Origin of the sequence: Grimontia sp. SpTr1 (genome assembly GCF_947387585.1) — a bacterium.
GTDB lineage: Bacteria > Pseudomonadota > Gammaproteobacteria > Enterobacterales > Vibrionaceae > Enterovibrio > Enterovibrio indicus.
Map to the genome: position 1 here is coordinate 1 of NZ_CANDOD010000011.1, position 22,112 is coordinate 22,112.

At 45.2% G+C, this 22,112-nt stretch carries 22 protein-coding genes; 11 read left to right on the forward strand and 11 right to left on the reverse strand.

What is annotated here, in order from left to right; translation table 11 throughout:
* The first annotated feature begins 181 nt into the window (after positions 1-181).
* A complete protein-coding gene (locus QL223_RS15580; protein ID WP_281545232.1) occupies positions 182-466 on the forward strand; it encodes a hypothetical protein in 285 nt (94 codons plus the stop codon).
* A 99-nt stretch (positions 467-565) separates the two neighbouring features.
* Positions 566-1,531, forward strand: a complete 966-nt coding sequence (locus QL223_RS15585; protein ID WP_281545233.1) for a hypothetical protein — start codon at positions 566-568, stop codon at positions 1,529-1,531.
* A 68-nt stretch (positions 1,532-1,599) separates the two neighbouring features.
* Here QL223_RS15585 and QL223_RS15590 read toward each other — a convergent pair whose 3' ends face one another.
* The 6 genes from QL223_RS15590 to QL223_RS15615 all read right to left on the reverse strand — a co-directional run bounded on the left by QL223_RS15590 (position 1,600) and on the right by QL223_RS15615 (position 5,906).
* Positions 1,600-1,794: a hypothetical protein gene (locus QL223_RS15590; protein WP_281545234.1), complete on the reverse strand. Its 195-nt coding sequence runs from the start codon at positions 1,792-1,794 to the stop codon at positions 1,600-1,602.
* A gap of 102 nt (positions 1,795-1,896) precedes the next feature.
* A complete protein-coding gene (locus QL223_RS15595) occupies positions 1,897-3,261 on the reverse strand; it encodes an AAA family ATPase (RefSeq protein WP_281545235.1) in 1,365 nt (454 codons plus the stop codon).
* Positions 3,261-4,412, reverse strand: coding sequence for a DUF262 domain-containing protein (locus tag QL223_RS15600; RefSeq protein WP_281545236.1), 1,152 nt, complete (start codon positions 4,410-4,412; stop codon positions 3,261-3,263). Before QL223_RS15600 ends, QL223_RS15595 begins: the two co-directional genes overlap by 1 nt.
* A gap of 337 nt (positions 4,413-4,749) precedes the next feature.
* Positions 4,750-5,463 (reverse strand): phage antirepressor, encoded by a 714-nt coding sequence (locus tag QL223_RS15605; RefSeq protein WP_281545237.1) that lies wholly within the window; start codon positions 5,461-5,463, stop codon positions 4,750-4,752.
* Entirely contained in the window at positions 5,460-5,669 is a 210-nt protein-coding gene (locus QL223_RS15610; protein WP_281545238.1) for a hypothetical protein, read from the reverse strand. Before QL223_RS15610 ends, QL223_RS15605 begins: the two co-directional genes overlap by 4 nt.
* Positions 5,670-5,741: 72 nt before the next feature.
* Positions 5,742-5,906, reverse strand: a complete 165-nt coding sequence (locus tag QL223_RS15615) for a hypothetical protein (RefSeq protein WP_281545239.1) — start codon at positions 5,904-5,906, stop codon at positions 5,742-5,744.
* Between the two features lie 134 nt (positions 5,907-6,040).
* Here QL223_RS15615 and QL223_RS15620 point away from each other — a divergent pair, with 134 nt between their 5' ends.
* A complete protein-coding gene (locus QL223_RS15620) occupies positions 6,041-6,448 on the forward strand; it encodes an Arc family DNA-binding protein (RefSeq protein ID WP_281545240.1) in 408 nt (135 codons plus the stop codon).
* A gap of 78 nt (positions 6,449-6,526) precedes the next feature.
* On the opposite strand, the gene QL223_RS15625 is transcribed toward QL223_RS15620, so the two are convergent.
* Entirely contained in the window at positions 6,527-7,183 is a 657-nt protein-coding gene (locus QL223_RS15625) for a hypothetical protein (protein WP_281545241.1), read from the reverse strand.
* 112 nt (positions 7,184-7,295) lie between these two features.
* On the opposite strand from QL223_RS15625, the gene QL223_RS15630 reads away from it, so the two are divergent.
* On the forward strand, positions 7,296-8,012 hold the full coding sequence (locus tag QL223_RS15630) for a hypothetical protein (RefSeq protein ID WP_281545242.1): 717 nt from the start codon (positions 7,296-7,298) through the stop codon (positions 8,010-8,012).
* A 108-nt stretch (positions 8,013-8,120) separates the two neighbouring features.
* Here the strand turns inward: QL223_RS15630 and cra are convergent, their stop codons facing one another.
* Positions 8,121-9,101, reverse strand: a complete 981-nt coding sequence (cra, locus tag QL223_RS15635) for a catabolite repressor/activator (RefSeq protein ID WP_281545243.1) — start codon at positions 9,099-9,101, stop codon at positions 8,121-8,123.
* 329 nt (positions 9,102-9,430) lie between these two features.
* On the opposite strand from cra, the gene fruB reads away from it, so the two are divergent.
* From fruB to fruA, 3 genes are read left to right on the forward strand one after another with little or no spacing between them, the layout of a single operon-like run.
* A complete protein-coding gene (gene fruB, locus QL223_RS15640) occupies positions 9,431-10,546 on the forward strand; it encodes a fused PTS fructose transporter subunit IIA/HPr protein (RefSeq protein WP_281545340.1) in 1,116 nt (371 codons plus the stop codon).
* Between the two features lie 3 nt (positions 10,547-10,549).
* Positions 10,550-11,497, forward strand: coding sequence for a 1-phosphofructokinase (gene pfkB, locus QL223_RS15645; RefSeq protein ID WP_281545244.1), 948 nt, complete (start codon positions 10,550-10,552; stop codon positions 11,495-11,497).
* A gap of 18 nt (positions 11,498-11,515) precedes the next feature.
* Positions 11,516-13,237: a PTS fructose transporter subunit IIBC gene (fruA, locus tag QL223_RS15650; RefSeq protein ID WP_281545245.1), complete on the forward strand. Its 1,722-nt coding sequence runs from the start codon at positions 11,516-11,518 to the stop codon at positions 13,235-13,237.
* Between the two features lie 48 nt (positions 13,238-13,285).
* Here the strand turns inward: fruA and QL223_RS15655 are convergent, their stop codons facing one another.
* The 3 genes from QL223_RS15655 to QL223_RS15665 all read right to left on the reverse strand — a co-directional run bounded on the left by QL223_RS15655 (position 13,286) and on the right by QL223_RS15665 (position 17,845).
* Complete coding sequence (locus QL223_RS15655; RefSeq protein WP_281545246.1) at positions 13,286-13,750, reverse strand: hypothetical protein; 465 nt, start codon at positions 13,748-13,750, stop codon at positions 13,286-13,288.
* 61 nt (positions 13,751-13,811) lie between these two features.
* The gene (locus QL223_RS15660; RefSeq protein ID WP_002542528.1) at positions 13,812-14,501 is read right to left on the reverse strand and encodes a DUF3334 family protein; all 690 of its coding nucleotides are present in this window, start codon (positions 14,499-14,501) and stop codon (positions 13,812-13,814) included.
* Positions 14,502-14,584: 83 nt separating this feature from the next.
* On the reverse strand, positions 14,585-17,845 hold the full coding sequence (locus tag QL223_RS15665; protein ID WP_281545247.1) for an ATP-binding protein: 3,261 nt from the start codon (positions 17,843-17,845) through the stop codon (positions 14,585-14,587).
* Between the two features lie 324 nt (positions 17,846-18,169).
* Between QL223_RS15665 and QL223_RS15670 the strand changes: the two genes are divergently transcribed.
* From QL223_RS15670 to QL223_RS15685, 4 genes are all read left to right on the forward strand, one after another.
* Positions 18,170-18,514 (forward strand): DUF3802 family protein, encoded by a 345-nt coding sequence (locus QL223_RS15670; RefSeq protein WP_002542531.1) that lies wholly within the window; start codon positions 18,170-18,172, stop codon positions 18,512-18,514.
* 101 nt (positions 18,515-18,615) lie between these two features.
* On the forward strand, positions 18,616-19,344 hold the full coding sequence (locus QL223_RS15675; protein WP_281545248.1) for a tRNA-uridine aminocarboxypropyltransferase: 729 nt from the start codon (positions 18,616-18,618) through the stop codon (positions 19,342-19,344).
* Positions 19,345-19,507: 163 nt separating this feature from the next.
* A complete protein-coding gene (gene nagK / locus QL223_RS15680; RefSeq protein ID WP_002542533.1) occupies positions 19,508-20,419 on the forward strand; it encodes an N-acetylglucosamine kinase in 912 nt (303 codons plus the stop codon).
* Positions 20,420-20,718: 299 nt separating this feature from the next.
* Positions 20,719-21,885, forward strand: a complete 1,167-nt coding sequence (locus QL223_RS15685) for a GGDEF domain-containing protein (protein WP_281545249.1) — start codon at positions 20,719-20,721, stop codon at positions 21,883-21,885.
* The last annotated feature ends 227 nt before the right edge of the window (positions 21,886-22,112 follow it).

Consider the following 22,112-nt stretch of genomic DNA (forward strand, 5'->3'; position numbering starts at 1 on the left):
CAACATGATGGAACCCTCGTGTTTAATCAAACCTTGGAATTGTAGATCGCCAAGGAAAGAGTGGATTCCATACATCATGTTATCGAAAGCAGAACCCGTCAGTCTCACTTCGAGAATCTTCGATAGGTTTCCTGATGCCAAGCGTACAAATAAACAATGCAAAAGAAGGTAAGGAGTTAGTATGGCAATTTATATACTTGCATATGATTTAGTTAATGAACAGGGTAATTCCAGTGACTATCAAGAGCTGTGGGATGAGCTAGAGCGTCTAGATGCACACCGTGTCCAAGATTCTCTCTGGTTGGTAAATCTCGATAACACTCCAAAAGAAGTTGTAGAGCACTTTAAACGGTTTACAGATACAGACGATCGCATCTGGGTTTCATCTGTTCGCAGAAATGAAAACTGGTATTTGAGAGCGAAAGCAGGCACAAACAGTTGGCTCGAAAATAATCCTCCGAGTTAAGTTCGGGCCTAAAAAAGCTAGCCAGAGAGACCAAAAAAACCGCCGCTTCGCTCTGGTTTTTCGGCCCCTGCTGGCGGCGTTATATTTTGGAGACTTATCATGAGTAAGTGGCTATTAGACAGGCTATTTGAAGCTGGTGATCAAGCAGAGCCCCGCTTTGCGTTTCAGGGGACTGTAAATTGGATGAGGGCTCTAGCAGAAGTCGTTAACGATGGTGCTTGTGCCGATGATGAATTAAATCATTTATATTCTCGGGTGCAACGCAGACCTGTCAATCGTGAGGCTGATACGCTTGTGTTTGAGAACACAATGATGGCTTTGCATAATCTTTCATCTCTTAGAAGCATGAATGACGACGTCGAAGACAAATATGACATATGCCGTTCAGCCATTATTTCTTGGTATTACTGTGTCTATTTCTCCGCTAGCGCAATGATTGCAGCATCTTCTGGTTCTATTCAAGAAACGCATACAGCCACTGCAAAAGTTTGGCAGTCAGATATCGCGGAGAAAGAACTTATCCCATATCCGTTCAACCTCTTTTTAACTAGCTTAGTTTCAAAAACTGCTGATACTGAGATTGCTGCATATAGAGGCGCTAATCGTTTCGATTTGAATGACAGAGCATATGACAATGAAACTGCTCATGGTGCAGTGGTTTCCTATTTAAAGGGGACTCATGGCTATAAAAAGTGGGAAACAGAAGAGAGGGTAAAAACTTCTCGTGATTTCAAAGCTCTTGGTGTTGACAACTTTCGCACGAAAGCCGCTCGCGAGGTTCGCGATCGTGCGCTAGATAAAGTACAGGTTAACTTCCTTATTCAGGCATTTAGATATCGTGGCAAAGCGAACTATCGTGACTCTATATTTTTGTCCTACGGTGACAACAACGAAGCTACCATAGAAGAGTTTATCCAAGATTTGTACGACGTATCTGTTGGCTTTATTAGGGCTACTTCGCATTATTGCAGTCGCAGAGTCGAGAGAGGTACTTGGGCTGAGTTTGTTGAGGATATTTCTGAAAACTCGAGGTTGTCTATTGACTCTGTCGTGCTTGAAATATAACCAACAAGAATAAGTGTCGCACAGCCGAAACCTTATTTGGGTGTTGAATAAGCTGGCCCCCCAAGGGCTCACCTCAGTGAGCCCCTAAACCCTTCCAACTCATCCAATCTCGCCTCATGGCCAAGTATCGCGTCGGCTTGTTCTGAAGGCGTCTTTAGTTTCTTCAAAGCACCTTCTAGCATCAAATCTAACGTTTCCACAGTCTTTGCGCGGCGGAAGAAGATGAGCCAGTCAGTGCGGGTTTTGGGTGTGGTTGTTGTCATGGTTGTTACTTGTAGAAAGAAATTGGGGTAATTCTAGTAGATTCGTCGATTGTGGGGTGGGGAAGAACTGCCCGCTTGGCGGGCAGTAATGGGCGCAACAATCTAATGTTGTAAATTGGATTCCAGTTGGCGAATGAAATTTTCACAACCTCTACGATTGTCAGCGTCTTCTAACCATATCTGAAAGCCAATTTTGAATATATCAAACTCTTTTATTTCTGTTAGTTTTGAGAGTTCGACAAAGAAATCATGATCGTCACATACAATTGCCGTCTGAAGAAACTGAGCAACGGTATATTGATGTTCAGATTGAAATGCTGAGACAAAATTTTCTCTCTTCCTATTAATAACTTCTAGTATATCATACTCAGGGTTCATTTTTCCTGGTAATGTGAGTGAAATACTCTCTAAATTCTTGGGGATCTCACCTTTCACTTCTAAGTCATTATCTAATATGACGGAGAAGCTAAAACCATCGAAGTCCAATATTGATGAATAAATTTTGTTTATGTCACCGAATCCATTCTTCGCCGAAATAATAATTGATTGCTTTCCTATTCTGTCATCTAGATTGAACTCGTCTCGGATGAAATCTAGAAATGCTCTTGATTTGGCATCTTCTACCATTAGTAGGGTAACAGGTCGGATTATACCCATAATAGAAGCATTATCTTCATAATCATCATTAATTAAAAATTCATTTTTCCTGAATTTTGTAATATTAACTATTTTAGCTATTCTTAATGCTTTGATGACGTCCTTTGAATGTGTGGCTACAATAATCTGGTTTCTGTATGGGTCCATCAAAATAACGAGGACTTCAATTAACCTTTTTTGTGCGGCTGGATATAGATATGTTTCTGGTTCATCAAAGAGTAATGAGCTTTCGTTTTTATATTTTAAAAACCAAACTAAAGTTATGATATATTTTTCACCATGAGAGAGGTTGCTCGTACATCTGACATCTCCACTACTATCGGTAGTGATAAAATATGGTATTTCAGGTTCGTCTGGCTGTTCGGCTTCAAGCTCATATACTAAAATCTCTGAGAAATCAGTTGCTAAAATATAATTTATTTTTTTTATTTCATCTTCCGCCAGAATCAACGGGGTATATTCATTTAGTTTCTCTTCAAATAGAGCTCTGCCAAAGTTCTTTGTTTTATTTTCAATGCTATTTTTTATTGATACAACTAGCTCGGATGGGCTGAAATAATAAAATTCACTATTATCCTTTGCTTTGAATTTTATATTCCCTAATGAGTCATTTCCTTTAGATAGCTCCTTTAAAAGTTGCGTTTTACCTGAGCCGTTCAAGCCAAATAAAACTAAGGTTTTGTCTACTTCAATTTTATTTTCTGATATAGCTAATTGGCCTTTCTCGCTTTCAATGTATTCTAAGCCGGATGTATATTTTGAATATTGGAGTTTTCTGAAACTATCACCAATTCTTGCTGATCTAAACATTACAATACACCCCACTCATTTTCTATAATGATATTACTTATTTCAATATTATTATTTTTATGACACACTGAATTTAAGAGATTTTCTTTTGTGTATTCAACCTTTAAAGTTACTTCTTTCTTTAAGCTGGGTATTTCTAAGTTGTTAGCTAGCCAATTAAAGAAAAAATTCCTAAAAATAACCGCTTTTGCATCGTTTACACCAGTGCTTACACGTAATGCAAATTCTCCAAATATAACTTGCTGAAGGATGTCTAAATCTATATTTGGTTGATTTTTTAATAAGATTATTTTTTGATATTCAGTTATGATTTTTTCTATATCACTAGTATTAAAGTTCTCAAGAGATGTCAGCATGAATACAAGAAAAGAGTATAGAGTTGGCTTGTTGAACTTCACTTTTCCAGTGATGCGGATGGTTTCTATTAAAATTTTAAGCGCATTCTCAAGGTCGCAGACATCCTGAGGGTCAAAATTACTTTCCAGCCTATATCTATCTGTGATTACTGAATCTAGTATTTTCTTACTTATATCCCGTTTTTCGATTGATATTAGAACTCGAGCAATTACATCATGATAACCTAATCGGGTATTATTAAATCCGATAGTATTTATATTGAAGTTGTTTTCTATCATAAAGGAGACAATTTTTTTCGTTGTCTCTCTAGCCGGCCCGTATAGTGTGTTTCTTCTCTCTGCACTAGTAAGTGGAGCGTTTTGATTTAGACGATAAAAAAGCTCAAATGGCTCAGATTCACTATAATTACTAATTAGAAAAGTACGTAGGGGAAAGTTTCTGAAGCTTTTCTTGATAATTTCTGGAAACTCTGAGAAGTAGAGTCCATCTAAATTCTTTAGATTATCATCAAAAGGCTGAAAGTCACCACTGAACTTAAATTTATCAGTATAAAAAGATTCGATGGCTCGGAGTCTTTGATGACCATCTAAAACCTCGCGAATATTTCTCTCTTCATTTATGATAAGAAAAATAGGGGGGATTTCCCATCGACGAATAATCGTGTCAATCAGCATTTGTTGCTTTTTAATATTCCAAACATCTCCTCGCTGAAACTCAGGGTCTAAGTCAATTTCTTTTTCTTCTAATTGTGCAAGTATTGACCGAATGTCTGGGTTGATTGACTCAAGTAACAAAGGGTTCTCCTTATTTGAGATGTGGAGTTTTTATCTAATTGATTTCTATTCGATTTACTTAGTACACAAAGCAATTTTGTACTAGATTTTTTCGCTCATAGAATTCTAAGTGGAAAGTAACAGAATTTAGTTTTACGTACACTTCCAATAGAAAGTAAATGAGATCGTTTGCACATGTTTTATACGGAGTGTCCTTTTTTCCTCTGCTTAGAGAGAGCAAAGTAGCCAAATGAAAGTAAATAGAGTTCAGAAGATTGCTCATAAAGTGACTTTTTATGATTAAGCTAGATAAACAATGAGCTCTTCTAATGGCCCTTTTGACAAAACCCAAGAATATCTAGTCCTTTAGATCCAAACTCCCCGGCGCCAACCTCTCAGCCAACACCACCAACCCCTTAGACGTCACACGCACTTGCTCAACGGTTCGCTGATTCACCGTTGTTACTTTGTGCTCCAGTAGCCCCCGTTGCAGCTTGTCTTGATAGCCAATCCAGCTTTTCCCGTCTGGGCGTTTGTAAATCCAGCGATTCGCAGCCAGCCAAGCGAAGAGGGCTTTGGGCTGCAGCTGCAGGTTCTTGGCGGCATCGGTGATACAAAGCGAGCCTTGGCTGTCCGCGATGAGATGATAGGCCTCAACCTTGGGCCGGTCTTCTGCCACTTGGGCTTGCAGCTTCAGTTTCTCTTCCTCGGCCTGCATGGCGAGTTTCAGGATATCCATGCGCGAGAGGTCAGCGGTACTGTAGTTGCCGGTCTTTCGAATTGAAGGCAGGACATCTGACACCACCCAGTCTTCGAATTTCTCTGCCTCGGGTAATTTTGAGCGCATAATGAGGCGGTAGACGTCACGTTCTGGGATGATGACCATCTCCTGTATGCCACTTTGGGTAGGGACGGGACGTTTCGTCCCCCCCTTACAATGGCGCGACACTGCCTTGTGTGTCTCTTTATAATCGAGTAATTCAGCCACATCCTTTGCGATAAACCAAGGCTCGCCATTCTGCTCAATCACCCTGATATTGGCATGCTGAAATTGAAAAGGGATAACGTTCATGCGGCCTCCTTGAACAGTTGTTGGCAGGCATGGTCGATGTCGGTTATGCGATCGTTCAACAACCAAAGGGCATTGGATAGGGTGGTCGTATCTAGTGTGCGGTATTGGTCTTCGACGCATAGAACGTCAATAAGAGCATTGGCTTGAGCCAACAGGCGATTGATATCGTTTTGGATTTCCAAGTGGTTGTTTGTTAGAGTCGACATGTCGATTCTCCTACTGATGATAGGTGAGTTGACGAGGCCTCAAGAGTTGCCGCTCTTGGGGTCTCACTTTATCTACTGACTAATTTCTTTTTTATCTTCTTTCATCTCTTTAACAAGGATTTGAGTGACGAATGCTGAGTTGCTCATGAAGCTCTCTCTCGCTCGCTTTTCTATCCAGACCTTCAAAGGTGTTGGCATTCTCATACTAAATGGGCTGTTAGCTTGTTTATTTTCCATTGAATATCCTCATACTTATGACTACACGGTGTAGTAAAAAGTAATACAATAATTACACGGTGTAGCTATTATCACAAGTTTGATTTGACTACACTGTGTAACTACTTTTTTAGTTTCCAACTGTTGAGATTTTTGTGAGCAGAGATATCGCACCGTTTGGGCTCAGAATGCCTTCAGAACTAAAGACTGAACTTGAAAGCAATGCCAAAGTTAATAGGCGCTCGATGAATGCTGAACTAATTGATCGCCTTGAAAAAAGCCTTATCACCACTACCACTCCAACCGGCGAGCTCTCTGCCGCTGATGCGAAAAAGCTGGCTGAACACGCATTGGAAGATGGTGCTGCAGCGCTTGTCGCCAAGTGTCTGGAAGAAGTTTCACGAATGGCCCGTCAAGGAGTGACGGAAGTGACAGTGGATACCGGCTTTGATGCCATCAGCGCAGAAATGGAAGAGAAGATCATCCAGCCTGCGAAGGCGAGGCTGGAAGGGTTGGGGTATACAGTCACCTTTGATTCTGGCAACGTGGTGTTAGCGTTCTGATATTGTCTGTGGCCTTGGTATATGAATGTCTTGAGCTACGAATCAAAAAGAAAACGCTACAGTCCGAATACCAATAAATTAGGCCTTAAGAGAGAGTGGAATTTTCAAGGTTACCCCCAACCACTCATGCTCGAGCTCTGACTCGGGTATAGAATCCCAATTCACCAAAGCTGGCCAGTCCGGTCGGTCATCCTGTTCAGGATCAAACCACACACCGTCAGGTTTCATCGCTACAACATGGAGATTTTCCCCTTGAAAAACTGCTGTAGGCATCAGGTAGCTCTCTTCAGCTACGGTTAGATTTTCCATACCGCAAAGAATTGGTACATCTAACGCGTTGCTCATGCGAAGTTCTTGCGGGTATGCGCCAGCCAGCTGATTGTATGTATGCTCGTCGCGAAGAACTATTTGAGGCTTAAGGCCAAAGCACATCAACACGTAAGCCATCGCCGAGATGGCGTTCAGGCCCGAGTCTTTGACGAATTCAGCGCAATCACTTTGATCAATGATCCCTGTGACCAAATAGATTTTTTCTGCAGTTTCCTCGAGAGAGTCAGTCGGCTCAAGAACAACTTGCTCGCCAACAAAAGCGTTTTTCGATAAATCGATTTGATAAAGAAAGAGACGATGGGAGACGGGCAACAATCCCATCACATGCAGACAAGCGGTGAGGCTGTATGCGCCACATGAGATGGAACCGTCAGGTTGTTTGATTTTGGGAAAATCTATTTGCAATGCATTCCTCATTTGACTCGCATACCAACTTTTTATGTAGGCAATTACAACACATGCAAGTATGTTTATTCATACACTGTGGGAAATCGCTAGAGAGGTATCACAAACAATTATGGAACTGAATTTCTCTTGGACTGTTGCTATTTCACTGCTTTCTATCGCAGTTACTCTAGTAACGTTCTTTTATAAGATGTTTGATAACCACCGCGCGTTTAAAATTAAGAACACAGAGCTTTTGCACAGTTGCTTAAAAGAAGAAGACTATGATGGTAAGTCCTTTGTACTGGGAAATATTATTGAAAGTGCCTACTCAGTCAGGATCCCCCACGAACGTCTGATGCGAATCCTAAAGCACCCCGAAAGCAATAAGTTGTTTAACCTCTATCGTTTTTCTGCCCCTCTGATTACCTTCTCTGACGGACACTTTTCTCTCAAAACGGATGCCCTCCTCGGTGAGAAGAGGTATCGCGAGGGTTCAATAATCTTCGGGAAGACTTTGCTTAAGTATTTTGTTTTTGCCTTGTTGGCTTGTGTAAGTTTAGTTTTTGCGGTGGAGGTGGCATTGCAAGGGTCTTTAGAACAGCTCTCTGCGGACAAGACTGTCCTTAAGTTTTCAGCAAGTTTAGTGTTGTCTCTGTTTTGCTGGCGGTTTGCCATGAGCCAGCTTAGAGAGCCTATAAATTTTTATAAGGCCTTTGAATTCATGGAAATTATTGAGTCGTATAAATTCCCCCCGGCCAAGAAAAGTAAGTTGCGAATGTATTGGGAAAAAATCAGGGGCACTAGAAACGACAAATGTGAAAGTGCTGAGGAAAAGACCGAAACCTAAATCTCTGACACTGAACCTTTTCACCTAATCCCCTCCAAACTGCCCGCGCTACCGTGCGGGCATGAACAATGAAACCCTTACCACTGCAACATAAGCTTACCAGTCTTTTTAAGTGCGCCATTTAGGCTCTCTTGGAACTACCTCGACACCGGTTTGATACCTTCCTGCAATAGCATTGAGCGTGAGTTCCAGTGCATGTTCACTGATCAATTCAAACTGCTGTGGCAGCGATTGTACTTTCATCGGGATGAAATCCAGCATGCGATTGTCACCAAACGTGGCGAATTTCACTCTCTCGCCAATCTCTGGTTCTTCCAGAATGGCATCAAGGATACCTTCAAACAACGCGTATGAAGTGGTGAGTATGGCCTCAGGCATCATACCAGCGTGATACCATTGCAGAATAAGCCGCTTAGCTTCTTTCTGACTGAAATGGTCACCATAGGCGATTTGTGTACCTGCGTTTGCTTTTCTGGCAGCAGACAAAAAACCCTGTTCACGCTCTTTTGATATACCCAGTTCGGGTACTGCGCCAATCAGTCCAATGGTATTTGCGCCCAATTCAGCTAACTGGTTGGTCAATGAAAATGCACCATCCAGATCTTCACTGATCACACAGGCGAAGTGTTCATCATCTAATGCACGGTCAATGGCAATTACTGGTGTGCCAGAAGCTTGAATGGCAGGGTAGAAGTCGTTCTCTGCAGGCAGGGAAGAGGCAACAATCAACGCATCAATTTTGCGTGCGACTAACATATTCACCACTTGCTTCTCGGTCTCAGGATTGTCGTCAGAACAACTGATAATCAATTGATAACCTGCCTGACGTGCGTCCCGCTCAAGTAATTTGGCGATTTTTGCGTAACTGCCATTCTCCAAATCGGGGATTAGAAGGCCAAACGATCGGGTCGTACCTGCGCGAAGAGCGCTGGCTGCATGGTCGGGACGGTAGTTATATTTCTCGACAACTTCCATCACTTTCTGTTGAGTGCGTTCACTGATGCGGTATTTAGCTGACTTGCCGTTAATCACGTAACTTGCCGTTGTGCGTGAAACTCCAGCCAAGCGGGCTATCTCGTCCAGTTTCATTGAAATTTTTCCCCTTAAACCAAATCCGACTTACTTATCAGATTGGGAACACTCTGTGCGCGTGATCATAAAAAGCACAAAGGATCTTATCGATTCTTTGCATTATAAGCTGAATGGATTCAGCATTGGTAGCTGAAAGGTTTCAGCAAAGATGAAAACTGTGCGTGAAGCCTGTTTTTTGATTTGAATGCTGAAACGATTCAGTGAAGCTGAAAGTGCGCTTGAAGACGCTTTACTGACTATGAATATTACGGCTTGGCTGCAGCAATCAATGTGTGGCGGGGCGAATGAAAAGTGGGCTCAGCCCACTGAAATCTGAGGTAAGAATGATGCTTGAACTCACGCAAAACGACGTGCAACTCGGCAAGAGTGCTGCAACGAAACAAGAGGCGATACAAGAGATTGCTAATGATTTGGTCGCTAAAGGGCTTGTTGTTGAAGGGTATAGTTCAGGCATGCTTGCACGAGAAAACCAGAATTCAACATACCTGGGAAATGGTATTGCGATTCCTCATGGCACCACTGACACCCGCGATTTGGTGAAGCAAACTGGCGTGCAAATTCATCACTTTGCTAATGGCGTGGATTGGGGCAACGGAAACACGGTTTACCTTGCAATCGGTATTGCGGCGAAATCTGACGAACACCTCGGCATATTGAAGCAACTGACCCACGTTCTTTCTGCCGACTCTGTGGAAGAAGCACTAAAGGCCGCGACCAGCGCCGAGCAGATCCTTGCGGTATTAAACGGTGCGAACCAGAAAGGCCTGCTTTTCAATGAAAGCACTATCACCCTGAATTTCCCTACAGCAGATTTAGTTTCCATGAGCGCGGTATGTGCGGGCAAATTGAAAGCAGCGGATGCCGTTGGTCAGGGATTTGTCTCCTCACTTGTTGGTCAGGCGCCAGTATGTCTGGGCCAGGGGCTTTGGCTGAATGCTTCATCAGAGTCGGTAAAGCAAACCGCGATAGCTTTCTTGTCTGTAGAGCAAGCTTTCGAAGTCGATGGTAAAGCCGTGAAAGGGTTGATTGCTATTGCGGCTAACAGCGCAGAGCACACATACATCATGAACAACATCAGTGAGTTGGCGTTTGATGGAAAAATCGCAGAGGTGTTTGCATCCTCCCCAGAATCCGTGGTTAAGGCTTTTTCTGAGGTTCGCCAGGGCGGTCTTAGCCAAATCTTCAAAATCAAAAATGCCCACGGTCTTCATGCCCGACCAGGCGCCATGCTGGTGAGTGTAGCTAAGAAGTTCGATTCACAGATCTGGGTGTCGAACCTGAATGGTGATGGCAAGCAAGTGAATGCCAAAAGCCTGATGAAGGTGATTGCGTTGGGTGTTAAGCAAGGCCATGAATTGGAGTTTACCGCTGACGGTGCCGACGCTCAAGTTGCCATTGACGCCATCGGCCAAGCCATTGAAGCCGGTTTGGGTGAGGGGTAAATCATGACGAATTTTCGTGTAGTCACCGTCACGCTTAATCCTGCGCTGGATATGACTGGTGCCATGGCAGAGCTCAAAGCAGGTACCGTCAACCTTATCCAGTCTTCGAACATGAATCCGGGCGGTAAGGGGATTAACGTTGCAAAAGTGCTCGCCGAATTGGGGGCAGATGTCACAGTGACTGGCTTTCTCGGTGATGAAAATCAGGATCCTTTCGCGCACCTTTTCGAACAGAAAGGCATTCATGATGCCTTTATTCGTGTAGCTGGTGCATCGCGCATTAACGTCAAACTGGTGGAAGAGTCAGGTCGCGTCACTGATCTGAATTTCCCTGGTGTTGCTGTATCTGAAGATGATGTTCAACAGCTTGAAAGCGCCCTCCATACATTGGCAGAGACTCACGACGTGTTCGTGATTGCTGGAAGCTTACCGTCGGGTATTTCACCGGAAAAACTCGCTTCTTGGATTGCCGCGCTTCGGGAGCAAGGCAAAAAAGTATTTTTCGACAGCAGTAACGCTGCATTGGCAGCGGGTTTGAATGCCTCTCCTTGGCTGGTTAAGCCGAATGATGAAGAACTCTCGCAATGGGCGGGTAGGCACCTTTCCAATGAATCTGAACTTCTCGAAGCGGGTAAAACCTTGAGTAATACGGGTATTGATAATGTGGTGATTTCCCGTGGCCCAGAAGGTGTGCTGTGGCTGAAAGATGGCGTTTGGTATGCCAGCCAGCCACCAAAAATGAAAGTGGTCAGCACAGTAGGTGCTGGCGACACGCTGGTGGCAGGAATGTGCTGGGCAGAATTGAACCAGTGGGATCGGGAAACCTCTCTGAGTTTCGCTACCGCGCTGTCTGCGCTAGCAGTCACACAGGTCAATGTTGGTGTTGAAGATATTGTTCAAGTAGAAACGCTACAACGCCAAGTTAACGTGAAACAGATTAAAAATAACTAAAGGAACAGGGGTAGAGAGATGAAAGCAGTAATCGTGACATCGTGCCCAAGTGGTATTGCAAATACTATTATCGCCGCGGGAATGCTTGAAAAAGCCGTCGCAGCACTTCAATGGCAAGCTGTGATTGAATGCCAAAGCACTGTGAAACCGAATAAGCCCGCTTCTGTATCTGACATTGAAGCTGCGGATCTTATCGTGACCGTTGGACCAGTCGCTGATATGGCGAGATTCAATGGCAAACCGGTTTACCAAGCATCATTAGAAGCCTGCTATGCAGATGTGAAGCAGTTGCTGGATGATGCGGGCTCAAACGCTGAAGTCTATGCCCATGTAGGTGAAGCGGCTAAACCTGCAGCCCAAAAAAGAATTGTTGGCATTACCGCGTGCCCCACAGGGGTGGCGCACACCTTCATGGCGGCAGAAGCTGTAGAAGAAGAGGCCAAAGCACAGGGTATGTGGGTGAAAATTGAAACCCGGGGCTCTGTGGGCGCGAAAAACCAGCTGACCGAGGAAGAGATTGCAGCTGCAGACTTGGTCTTCATCGGCGCGGATATTGAAGTCGATATGGCTCGCTTTGATGGTAAGCGCGTTTATCGAACCAGTACTGGAGCAGCGCTAAAGAAAACCAAGCAAGAATTGTCCAATGCGTTTGAGCAAGCTGAAGTTTACAAGCACGGCGGCGCGAAAACGGATAACAGCAGTAAGAAAGAACGCACTGGTGCCTACAAACACCTGATGACTGGCGTTTCACATATGTTGCCATTGGTTGTTGCTGGTGGTCTGTGTATCGCGCTGTCTTTCGTCTTCGGTATTGAAGCGTTCAAAGAAGAGGGCACACTGGCGGCGGCACTCATGGAAATCGGTGGCGCGAGTGCATTTGCGTTAATGGTTCCTGTGTTGGCGGGTTTTATCGCGTTCTCTATCGCTGACCGTCCGGGTCTGGCACCGGGTTTGATTGGCGGTATGCTGGCAAGTTCTACAGGCGCAGGCTTCCTCGGCGGTATCGTCGCGGGTTTCTTGGCGGGTTATTCCGCAAAACTGATTGCTGATAAAGTCCAACTGCCGGACTCCATGGCAGCGTTGAAGCCAATCTTGATCATTCCGCTACTGGCGAGTTTGGTGACGGGTTTAGTCATGATTTTCGTGGTGGGTGGCCCAGTTGCAGGTGTGATGAACAGCCTGACCGAGTTCCTGAACAGTATGGGTTCGACCAATGCGGTTTTGCTGGGTGTGATCCTTGGCGCCATGATGTGCTTTGACTTGGGCGGCCCAGTTAACAAAGCAGCTTATACCTTTGGTGTTGGCTTGCTGGCTTCCCAAACTTACACACCAATGGCAGCAGTGATGGCAGCGGGTATGGTACCTGCAATGGGCATGGGTCTGGCAACCTTGTTGGCACGCAGTAAGTTTAATGCTCAGGAACGTGAAGCGGGTAAAGCATCGTTTGTTCTGGGGATGTGCTTTATCTCTGAAGGTGCGATTCCTTTCGCAGCACGTGATCCAATGCGCGTTATACCAGCCTGTATGGTAGGTGGCGCATTGACTGGTGCGTTGTCTATGTTGATTGGCGCAAAATTGATGGCTCCTCATGGCGGTATCTTTGTACTGTTCATTCCAAATGCCATCACACCAGTACTGCTTTACCTTGGTGCGATTGCAGCAGGTACTTTGGTGACAGGGTTTATGTATGCAGCATTGAAGCAAAGCGAAGAAACGCAAGCAGTTGTTCAGCATGCATAGTTGAAGTCTCAGCAAGCCTAAAGCCGACTTATGGTCGGCTTTTTGCGTTTAGTAGGGGCTAGCGGGGGTGTGCAAATTCAGGTCGTTTTGACCCATCATAAAGGTGACGTGAAGCTCCACTAACTGCTCACTCTCCCTTTGCCATGATGCGTCATTCTGCTGTTGGCAGAACTCCATCATGGCGACGATCAAGGTATCCAGTTTTTTCAAACTCCAGCGTTTAATATCTGGTTCGATATCTGATCGTGAAGCCAAAGCCTGCAGTTTGGCATAGCAAAACTGCAAGTAACTAAAGGCTTCTTCCGCTTTGCCTTCAAACTGATAGTGACGTTGTAACTTGGTGCAGCCATCCACAAAATAAGCGATAGCATCACTTCTGGTTAGGTCGATAGGCGGGTCAAAAATCATGGCCGGGGTTTGGGATACAACAGCAGCGAGTGTATCAACATTCCGATGTTCAGCGTCTTCGTACCAGTTTTGAATTTTCTTCATCCATGCGTCGACGATGTCCACAACATTCTCCCTGATAATTTTTTTTGGCGGCATGGTGCCGCCATGGGGATCGGTGAAGCTCTTAGATACCTAGATCGTCCAGCAAAGAGTCGGCTTCTGCCGCTTTTTTGGATTTACTCTTTTTCTTGTCTTTAGCATCGAGGCTTTTGGCGACTTCCGTCTCCAGAATTTCATCAGGATTGATTTCATCGCCTTCCTCGAATTCTTCGAGTTGGATGAACTCTGTTCGCTCCATCGAAAGCTCTAGGTAGAAGATATTGTTGTCTTCAGTGCTGAAGCTAACGCGGCGTGCCTGAGGGCGTTCAATATTGCTATCAACAGTGACATTAATGTTCTTGTTGATCGCCATCATTTTGGGTTGATTCTGTGTGATATTGGTTTGTAGCGAACGTTTCACTTTACCGGTGAAGTCACCCACGATTTGGTTCATGAGCTCCCCCAAAACGTCCGCGACTTCGTCAGAAGTGTGCAGGGTTGCAAGTTCTTCTTTTGGAATGCCCATGTGGGACATGTATTTCTGGTAGACCTCAAGCGCTGCTTTGGCTTCGAAATTAATCACCACTAATCCGGAGAAGCCGCCATCAAAAAGAACAAAGCAACCGAAGTCAGGTTTCAGGCTGGTTTTGGATATCTTCTGCACCATGGCAGAGTGGTGAACTTGTGTATCTGTTGCTTTCGAAAGGACCGCGGTTACCGATTGGCAAAGTTTCAGCAGAATGTCTTCAGTTGTGATGATTTTTGTTTTTCTCATGACTGGCTCACTCGTTCTGATGTTGATTGAATCCTTACAAGTGTGGCACTAAATCTCTCATTCTGCTGAAATCTATCTTTGCTTTAACTATTCACCGCATTTGACCCAAGTGATTGTAATAAATCAGCATGCTTTCGATGGACGGCAACCAAAGATGCGCGTAGTACTGGTCTGAGGTCATTGATCAGTCCCTCTGTGTCCGCATTTTCTGCCGCAGCGCATTTCTCTATCTGCATACACAGATCTGATAGTTCGATTGCGCCGATGCTACGTGATGACGTTTTAAGCTTGTGGGACAGCATTTTCACTTCCGCAAAATCATAAGGCGACTTGAACTCTGACAAGGTGTTGAGCTCAGGTTCGCAATGCTTAATGAATTCGCCCAGCACTTCTGCGTAGGTTTCGGTATCGCCCCAGAACAGCTTTTTCAGCACCTGAGGGTCTAGCTCTATCTCAACACATTCTTCGTCTTGCTGTGGATCGTCTAGCGATGGATTTTCTGTTTCCGAGGAAGGCTTTTCGATTCCCGTCGGTTCCTCGTTAGGTTCAGCGAAGGGTTTACTTTGGGCACACCATTTCGCTAAGACCTTTTGAATCACATCGATTTCAACTGGCTTGGCAATAAAATCGTTCATACCGGTTTCAATACAGCGCTCAGCTTCGCCGACCAGTGCATTTGCGGTGAGTGCGACGATAGGAACAAACTCGGCGCGTTCTTTTTGAATCTCGCGGATTGCTTTCGTTAGCTCATAACCATCCATATTTGGCATGTGGCAGTCTGTGAGCACCAGAGAAAACGGCTGATTGCGATAGGCCCGCAGTGCTTCCTGACCGTCGGCTGTCATCACCACATGGTAGCCAAGGTAGGTAAGCTGCTTCTCTATCACCGTTTGGTTAGTGACGTTGTCTTCTGCCACCAATATCGTGCCATGGTTGTCCTGCGCACGTTCAATAAAGGCTTCTTTACCCCGAGTGTCGATAACCGGGTAGTCGGGGCTCTCGAGACCGACACAGATCCTTAGGCCACTGATCAGGCTGGAAAGTTTGAGCGGGGAAGAGAAAATCGCGAAAACATCGATGCCGCCATACCGTCTGACTGGAAGGTTCATATCTAGTTCGAGGTAACGAATATCGATGTTTGACGGAACATAAGCCGGCATCAATTGTTTGGTTTTCAAGTAATCGCGGCAAAGCACCACATATTTGATGTCATCGCGTGGGAATTTCTGAAGGTGCAGCAATTCAATGGTGATGCTTTGCACCGATATATTCATGTTTTTCAGGTAATTATCAATACTTACCTTCAGCGCACCGTTTTCGAGGGTGTTGATGCACACCACATTGTTGATGGTGGCGGCTGACTCACGCAGTACGTCAATGTTGCAGTCATCCGGTGCTGTGACTTCTTGCGAGTAGGGAAGGGTAAAGGTCACCATAAAGGTTGAGCCAATGCCTTCTTCACTGGTGGCAGAAATAGAGCCGCCCATTAAAGACGCTATATTACGACTGATAGCGAGGCCCAGACCCGAGCCGCCATAGCGCCTCGTAGTGGAATACTCTGCTTGTGTAAAGGGCTGGAATATAGCTTCTAGCTTGTCTTTACCGATCCCGATACCGTTGTCGCGGATTTCAATAAAGACTTTCGCTGTGCCATCCGTTGTATCCTGTGATTTTATCCAAACCTGTACTTCGCCGCGATGTGGCTGCCCGCCAGAGAACTTGATGCCATTCCCGATAATGTTAAACAGAATCTGTTTAATACGGGTTGGGTCGCCAAACATGGCGGTGGGGACATTTGGATCAACAAATAAGGTTAATGAAACGTTCTTCTCGGCCGCTTCTGTGGCCAGGTTATCCATCACCTGTTCTGCGATATGTCTGAGAGAAATGCTGACATTATCGATACGCATTTTACCGGCCTCTATGCGGGAAAAGTCGAGTATGTCATTAATAATAGATAATAATGAGAGCGCCGACTCCCTCACTGTGTTGGCGACACTCTTTTGAGACGCATCGAGTTTGGAACGCAGCAATATATCGATCATACCGATCACACCGTTCATCGGGGTGCGGATTTCGTGGCTCATTGCGGCAAGGAACTGAGCCTTCGCTTTGGAGGCAGTTTCAGCTAATTCTTTCTGATAAAGCAGCTGTTCTCTGGCTTGGTTGCGGGAAATGATGTGGTCGCGGAACGAGCTGAGTGCATGTGAGATTTGCCCCACTTCATCCGGGCGGTCTTTATACAGGATCGGAATCTCAGTGTTGCCATCGGCCAGATTGCGCATAGTGTCCGCAAGTCGAGCGATTGGCTGCGTCACTTTTTTATAGATGTAGTAGGTCACAAAGATACTGACCACTGTCATCACAGCAAAAAGTGCAAAGAACGAAAGCTGATTGTTGTTGAGCACGTTTCTTAGATTGGCCATGGAATTGGCCGCGCTGAAACTGGTTTCGCGGGAAAACTCCGTCAGCGAGGTTTCCAGTGCTTTGTATTCATTAACATTAATGGCTTTGAGTGAAGACACAGCGATCAACTTTTTCGATGGGTCATATTGGTCGAATACCCGGCGAATACGCTCAGAAAATACTCTTCCTAACCCTTTGATGAGATCGAGCTGTTCGATGGTAGATACGTCAGCGGTATTCTTTCTCAAGTAATTAATATGGTTACGGAAAAACGCTTCATTGGCATCAAAACGATCCCGTTGATTTTCCTCGCCGCTAAGGTAGAAAAACAGAGCAGATGTCATGTCATCAACTTCATCCCGGATGAGCCATACATAGTGCTGTGTATCTTGCTTTGACAGGAGCTCAGAGGTTTCTTTACTGCTGTCCATCAGGTTGATGGAATCGAAAAGCTCTGGCGCTAACGTGGCAGAAATAATTCGCTTCTCATTCAGTGCCCAAGATTCTCTCTTAGGGTCGTACTGTCCGATAACATCATTTTCTATCTTATCGACGAAATTGCCGTAGATAGTTTCGATGTTTTTTAGGTGACTTGTATGATCGCCGTGCAATTTCTTGAGTTCATTGAGGGAAACTTCGAACTGATTCTTGTTACGGTAGAAATTCTCGAGAGCAGTTTCTTGACCCAAGGCGTAACTGAGCATGCTACGGTTCATTTCGCCAGCATATCGAAGCATGGAGACTGAGAGTAAGGCGCTTGGAATTTCCAGCCGGCTGGTTTTGTTGGTATCTATACTGACGCTGTTGTGCTTCACATAGGTAAAAACTGACAGCAGCATGGCGCAGAGTGTCACCATGGCCATGATAAGACCAACTTTACCGACGATACTTTTAGAAAATGGGAACTGATTAGCGCGCTGAATCCGTTCGTCAGACATCATATTTCCTTAACCTTGCATTCAAGCACTGATCAGCAATGTGCTGTGTGGCCGTAATCATTTTTATTGGTTTTAATGAAGGTATCGCCACTTGTGCAATAAATTCATGAAATCAGTGGTTTAGAATTTTGAAGACAAGTGCAGTGCAGGCACCTTGTTACGCTAAACCGGACAATCATGTTCTTGGGAACTTATAATGTAGACGCCGTAATCGCAATATGGAGACATTGATTTCAATAAAGTGACATCAGGCGTAATTATTGGTACCAATTTGAGGCTGAGGGCAATAAAATTGCGGGATGAGCTTTATCACTGGAGGTAAAAATGGTCGTTGAATCGGATGGGTATGCAGCGCTGATTGAGTTTTTTGTCGATAACCTGGGGCAGTTTTCAGAGCCCGGCGACAAAGTTGGCTCTGAAACCATCGACGATCTCGTGCATGAATTGGTCGCGAGCCAAATTATGGCGATCTGTGACCAGAACAAAGACATGCCACAGGCATTGCGCTTCGAGATCATGAGAGAAGCCGATAAAATTGTTGCTGACCTAGAAGAGATCCTCAGCTCTGTCTGGCACCAAAAACCGACTTATAGCCAAATTAATATTCTGGAAGAATATATTGGTCTGGTGAAAAACCTGTTCGATGCTACTGTGTCTGAGTTGGTCTAAATATCACCTCCCACATCCTGCTTTTTGCAATATAGTTGCATCAAACAGAACCAACATTAAAATGCGCCTGTTATTTATCGCTTCATATCACGGCGCATTTCATGAAACTCCACGCAGTACATCACCTCTATCAGCAACGACTGGCTCAATCGACCCGTCCTTTTAAGGCGAGGGGAGCAAATGTTGAACGCTGCTCTCAATGCATGGTTGTGAGTCGCCTTTGTATTTGCGAAGAGAAAGTCTCGTATCCAACAAATGCGGCGTTTCTGTTGGTGATGTATGACGATGAAGTGTTGAAACCCAGCAATACAGGACGTCTTATCGCAGATACGGTTGAAGATACCTTTGCGTATATTTGGTCTCGCACTGAGCCGAATAAAGAAATGCTGGATTTGGTGAATGATCCCAAATGGCAGCCCTATATCGTTTTCCCTGCTCAATATGCTGAGCCAGAAAGAGTGCATGCTGAGCCTGTCATCACCGAAGGCAAACGGCCACTTTTTATCATGATTGACGGTACCTGGCAGGAAGCGAAAAAGATTTTCCGTAAAAGCCCCTGGATGGCGCGTTTTCCGGTGCTGAGTATTAAGGCCGAAGCTTTATCCCGGTATGGTGTCCGCGAAGCGAGTGGTGAAAGCCAACTCGCTACTGCAGAAGTGGCTGCAAAGGTATTGGCACTAAACGGTGACAGATTGGCGGGCGAAAGTTTAGACGCTTGGTTTGATGTGTTTAGAGAGCACTATCTTACGGGTAAGAAACAGAGGCAGTTACCTGTTCCCGGCGCGTTAGATAAGTACCGAGAAGTGGTACAAAGACAATTCAAAGATTGATGGGGTGTATACCCAAACCAAATTTGCGATGAGATGCGCATAAATAGCGGAGGTCATTGGGTTGCAGAGAAGGTATTTTGTTTTTAATCACATTCATACCTCGCTGAAACAGGGATAATTTGGGCAGTTTAGCGAATTGAAAATTGGAACAATGGAGTAAAGGATGTATTACGGCTTTGACGTAGGCGGCACGAAAATTGAGTTTGGTGCGTTTGATAGTGAATTGAAACGCCAAGCAACAGAACGTGTTCCTACACCAGGCGACAATTACGAGCAGTTGATTGAAACACTTGCGGCGCTGGTGGCGAAGTACGATGCACAGTTTGGCTGTGAAGGCACTGTGGGTATCGGCATTCCGGGTATTGAAAAAGCGGAAGACGGCACCGTTTTGACGGTTAACGTGCCTGCAGCGAAAGGGCGCACGCTACGTGCAGATCTGGAAGCGAAGATAGGTCGTGCAGTTGCTCTTAACAACGACGCAAACTGTTTTGCGCTCTCAGAAGCATGGGATGAAGAGCTACAGGGTGAAAAGGTCGTTCTAGGACTGATTCTGGGCACCGGATTTGGTGGCGGTATCATTGTCGATGGCAAAGTCGTATCAGGCAAAAACAACGTTGCAGGCGAACTAGGTCACATGCGTATGCCAATCGACGCTTGGCTTCATCTGGGTGACAATGCGCCGATCTTTGACTGTGGCTGTGAAAAGAAAGGGTGTATCGATAACTACCTGTCGGGCCGTGGTTTTGAAATGCTCTATGCGCATTTTCATGGCGAAGAAAAGAAAGCCATCGACATTATTAATGCATTCAAGGCTGGCGAAAAAACCGAGTCTGAGTTCGTTGATAAATACATGGAAATGCTTGCGATGGTGTTTGCAGGTCTTTTCACTGGTATTGACCCAGATGTTGTTGTGCTGGGTGGTGGTTTGTCTAATTTTGAATACATTTATGAAGAAATGCCAAAGCGCGTGCCTAAATACCTGCTGTCTATCGCGAATGCGCCTAAAATCATCAAGGCAAAACACGGTGACTCAGGTGGTGTGCGAGGTGCCGCATTCCTGAATATACAGCGATAAAGTGATTAGACCCGTTGTATAAACCTTTTTAATCTAGATAAATTCGAGGCACCGCAAAAGCGGTGCCTTTCGTTTAAATAAAGCCATCGAAATGTGAGAAGGTGGCATAGCAAGAATAATCACAAGAAAGAGTTTGGTAAGCATTGTTGAGTTATAAATTTTCGCGAGCATTAATTGCAATCTTCGTTTTGCTTTTCTTTTCTGTAGCCACCGTCGTTTGGTTTTTTGTTGGTGGGGCAAAATCGAGTTACGTTATTTCTCCTACGGATTTTGAGTTCCGCTACATTGACGATACCCCTATGGGTGGTGATACACACGGGCGTGTCTATATCAACGAAGAGGGAGATGTAGCGCTAGAGTGTGAACTTGGTGCGGGGTACCGTTGGCCATTTTGTGAAGTGGCGATCAGTGTCAGCCCTAGTGTGACGCGCGGTATCGACCTGAAAAACTACCATTCCATGGTCATTGAGGCCGCTTATAAAGCCCCTGCACCTGACCAGCGCCTGCGTGTTTACCTGCGTAACTATGATGAAGCGTATTCAACCACGGACGATCCGGTTTCACTTAAATTCAACGGTATTGAATACAATCCGACTGAATCCATGTCCGAAATTGTATTGCCGCTGAACTCCTTCCAGGTGCTTTCCTGGTGGATTTCGGATCTAGATATTCCGCTTGAGCACGCCGGGCCAGACATGACAAACATCTCCTTGATTGAGATTGCGACCGGTAGTGCGCCAACGATCGGAAGTCATGAACTCACCATCAAGAATGTCCGCTTTGAGGGTATGATGGTCACAGAGGCTGAATTGTTCCGCGCCCTGACGTTCATCTGGTTGGCTACGGCGACATTCTTACTTGCTGTGAAATACACCCAAAGCCGCCGTGTATATGATGCGGAAAGACGCCGTGCAAATCGATTGAAGGCCATTAACACTGCGTTGAAACAACAGAGTGAAACCTTGTCTATCATGGCAACGACGGATGCTTTGACTGGGCTCCGTAACCGCATGGATATTTACCGTGAGTTAGAAAAAGCGTTGGCTTCGACAAACGGAAAGAACTGTACAGCGCTATGCATGGACATTGACCACTTTAAGAAGATTAATGACAACTATGGCCATGACATGGGCGACAAGTTGTTAGTGTCGGCCGCTGATGTGCTTCGCGAGTCGGTATCCTCTAGCGATGTGATTGTCCGCTGGGGCGGGGAAGAGTTCGTGATTTTCTGTCCAAATCGCAACCTGGCTCAGGCATCATTTCTGGCAGAGAAAATTCGGTCGGCGTTTGAGACCACAGAGTGGCCACATGACGCAGAATTGACCTGCAGCGTGGGTGTGTCTTCTATGCGTGAAGGCAGTATTGCAGCCATGATCGCCGATGCGGACGATGCGCTATACCGCGCTAAACAAAATGGCCGTAACCGTGTTGAGGTATTTGCTGAGTCATTTATTGCCACGGTATAAATCTTCAGCAAAGGTCAACAGAGCTTAGAAATAGAAAGAAGCCGCATTTAAGCGGCTTCTTCGTTTGTATACCCAAACGACCTGAAGATGCTTGAGTTCAGAGGTCATCAATGCGTTCAATTCGAGGCAAATTTCGCGAGGAATAGTCGTTCTATTTCCGTGGAATTTAACGATGAAGTGGGCGCATTGAGGGCCTCCCTTCGGGGGAGTTGACTGACGCCGTGCCC

Bases quoted from the DNA above. Each gene is read 5' to 3' on its own strand.
- QL223_RS15580 (WP_281545232.1), top strand. From the start codon at position 182: ATGGCAATTTATATACTTGCATATGATTTAGTTAATGAACAGGGTAAT.
- QL223_RS15585 (WP_281545233.1), top strand. From the start codon at position 566: ATGAGTAAGTGGCTATTAGACAGGCTATTTGAAGCTGGTGATCAAGCA.
- QL223_RS15590 (WP_281545234.1), bottom strand. From the start codon at position 1,794: ATGACAACAACCACACCCAAAACCCGCACTGACTGGCTCATCTTCTTC.
- QL223_RS15595 (WP_281545235.1), bottom strand. From the start codon at position 3,261: ATGTTTAGATCAGCAAGAATTGGTGATAGTTTCAGAAAACTCCAATAT.
- QL223_RS15605 (WP_281545237.1), bottom strand. From the start codon at position 5,463: ATGAACGTTATCCCTTTTCAATTTCAGCATGCCAATATCAGGGTGATT.
- QL223_RS15610 (WP_281545238.1), bottom strand. From the start codon at position 5,669: ATGTCGACTCTAACAAACAACCACTTGGAAATCCAAAACGATATCAAT.
- QL223_RS15615 (WP_281545239.1), bottom strand. From the start codon at position 5,906: ATGGAAAATAAACAAGCTAACAGCCCATTTAGTATGAGAATGCCAACA.
- QL223_RS15630 (WP_281545242.1), top strand. From the start codon at position 7,296: ATGGAACTGAATTTCTCTTGGACTGTTGCTATTTCACTGCTTTCTATC.
- cra (WP_281545243.1), bottom strand. From the start codon at position 9,101: ATGAAACTGGACGAGATAGCCCGCTTGGCTGGAGTTTCACGCACAACG.
- fruB (WP_281545340.1), top strand. From the start codon at position 9,431: ATGCTTGAACTCACGCAAAACGACGTGCAACTCGGCAAGAGTGCTGCA.
- pfkB (WP_281545244.1), top strand. From the start codon at position 10,550: ATGACGAATTTTCGTGTAGTCACCGTCACGCTTAATCCTGCGCTGGAT.
- fruA (WP_281545245.1), top strand. From the start codon at position 11,516: ATGAAAGCAGTAATCGTGACATCGTGCCCAAGTGGTATTGCAAATACT.
- QL223_RS15660 (WP_002542528.1), bottom strand. From the start codon at position 14,501: ATGAGAAAAACAAAAATCATCACAACTGAAGACATTCTGCTGAAACTT.
- QL223_RS15665 (WP_281545247.1), bottom strand. From the start codon at position 17,845: ATGTCTGACGAACGGATTCAGCGCGCTAATCAGTTCCCATTTTCTAAA.
- QL223_RS15670 (WP_002542531.1), top strand. From the start codon at position 18,170: ATGGTCGTTGAATCGGATGGGTATGCAGCGCTGATTGAGTTTTTTGTC.
- QL223_RS15675 (WP_281545248.1), top strand. From the start codon at position 18,616: ATGAAACTCCACGCAGTACATCACCTCTATCAGCAACGACTGGCTCAA.
- nagK (WP_002542533.1), top strand. From the start codon at position 19,508: ATGTATTACGGCTTTGACGTAGGCGGCACGAAAATTGAGTTTGGTGCG.
- QL223_RS15685 (WP_281545249.1), top strand. From the start codon at position 20,719: ATGGGTGGTGATACACACGGGCGTGTCTATATCAACGAAGAGGGAGAT.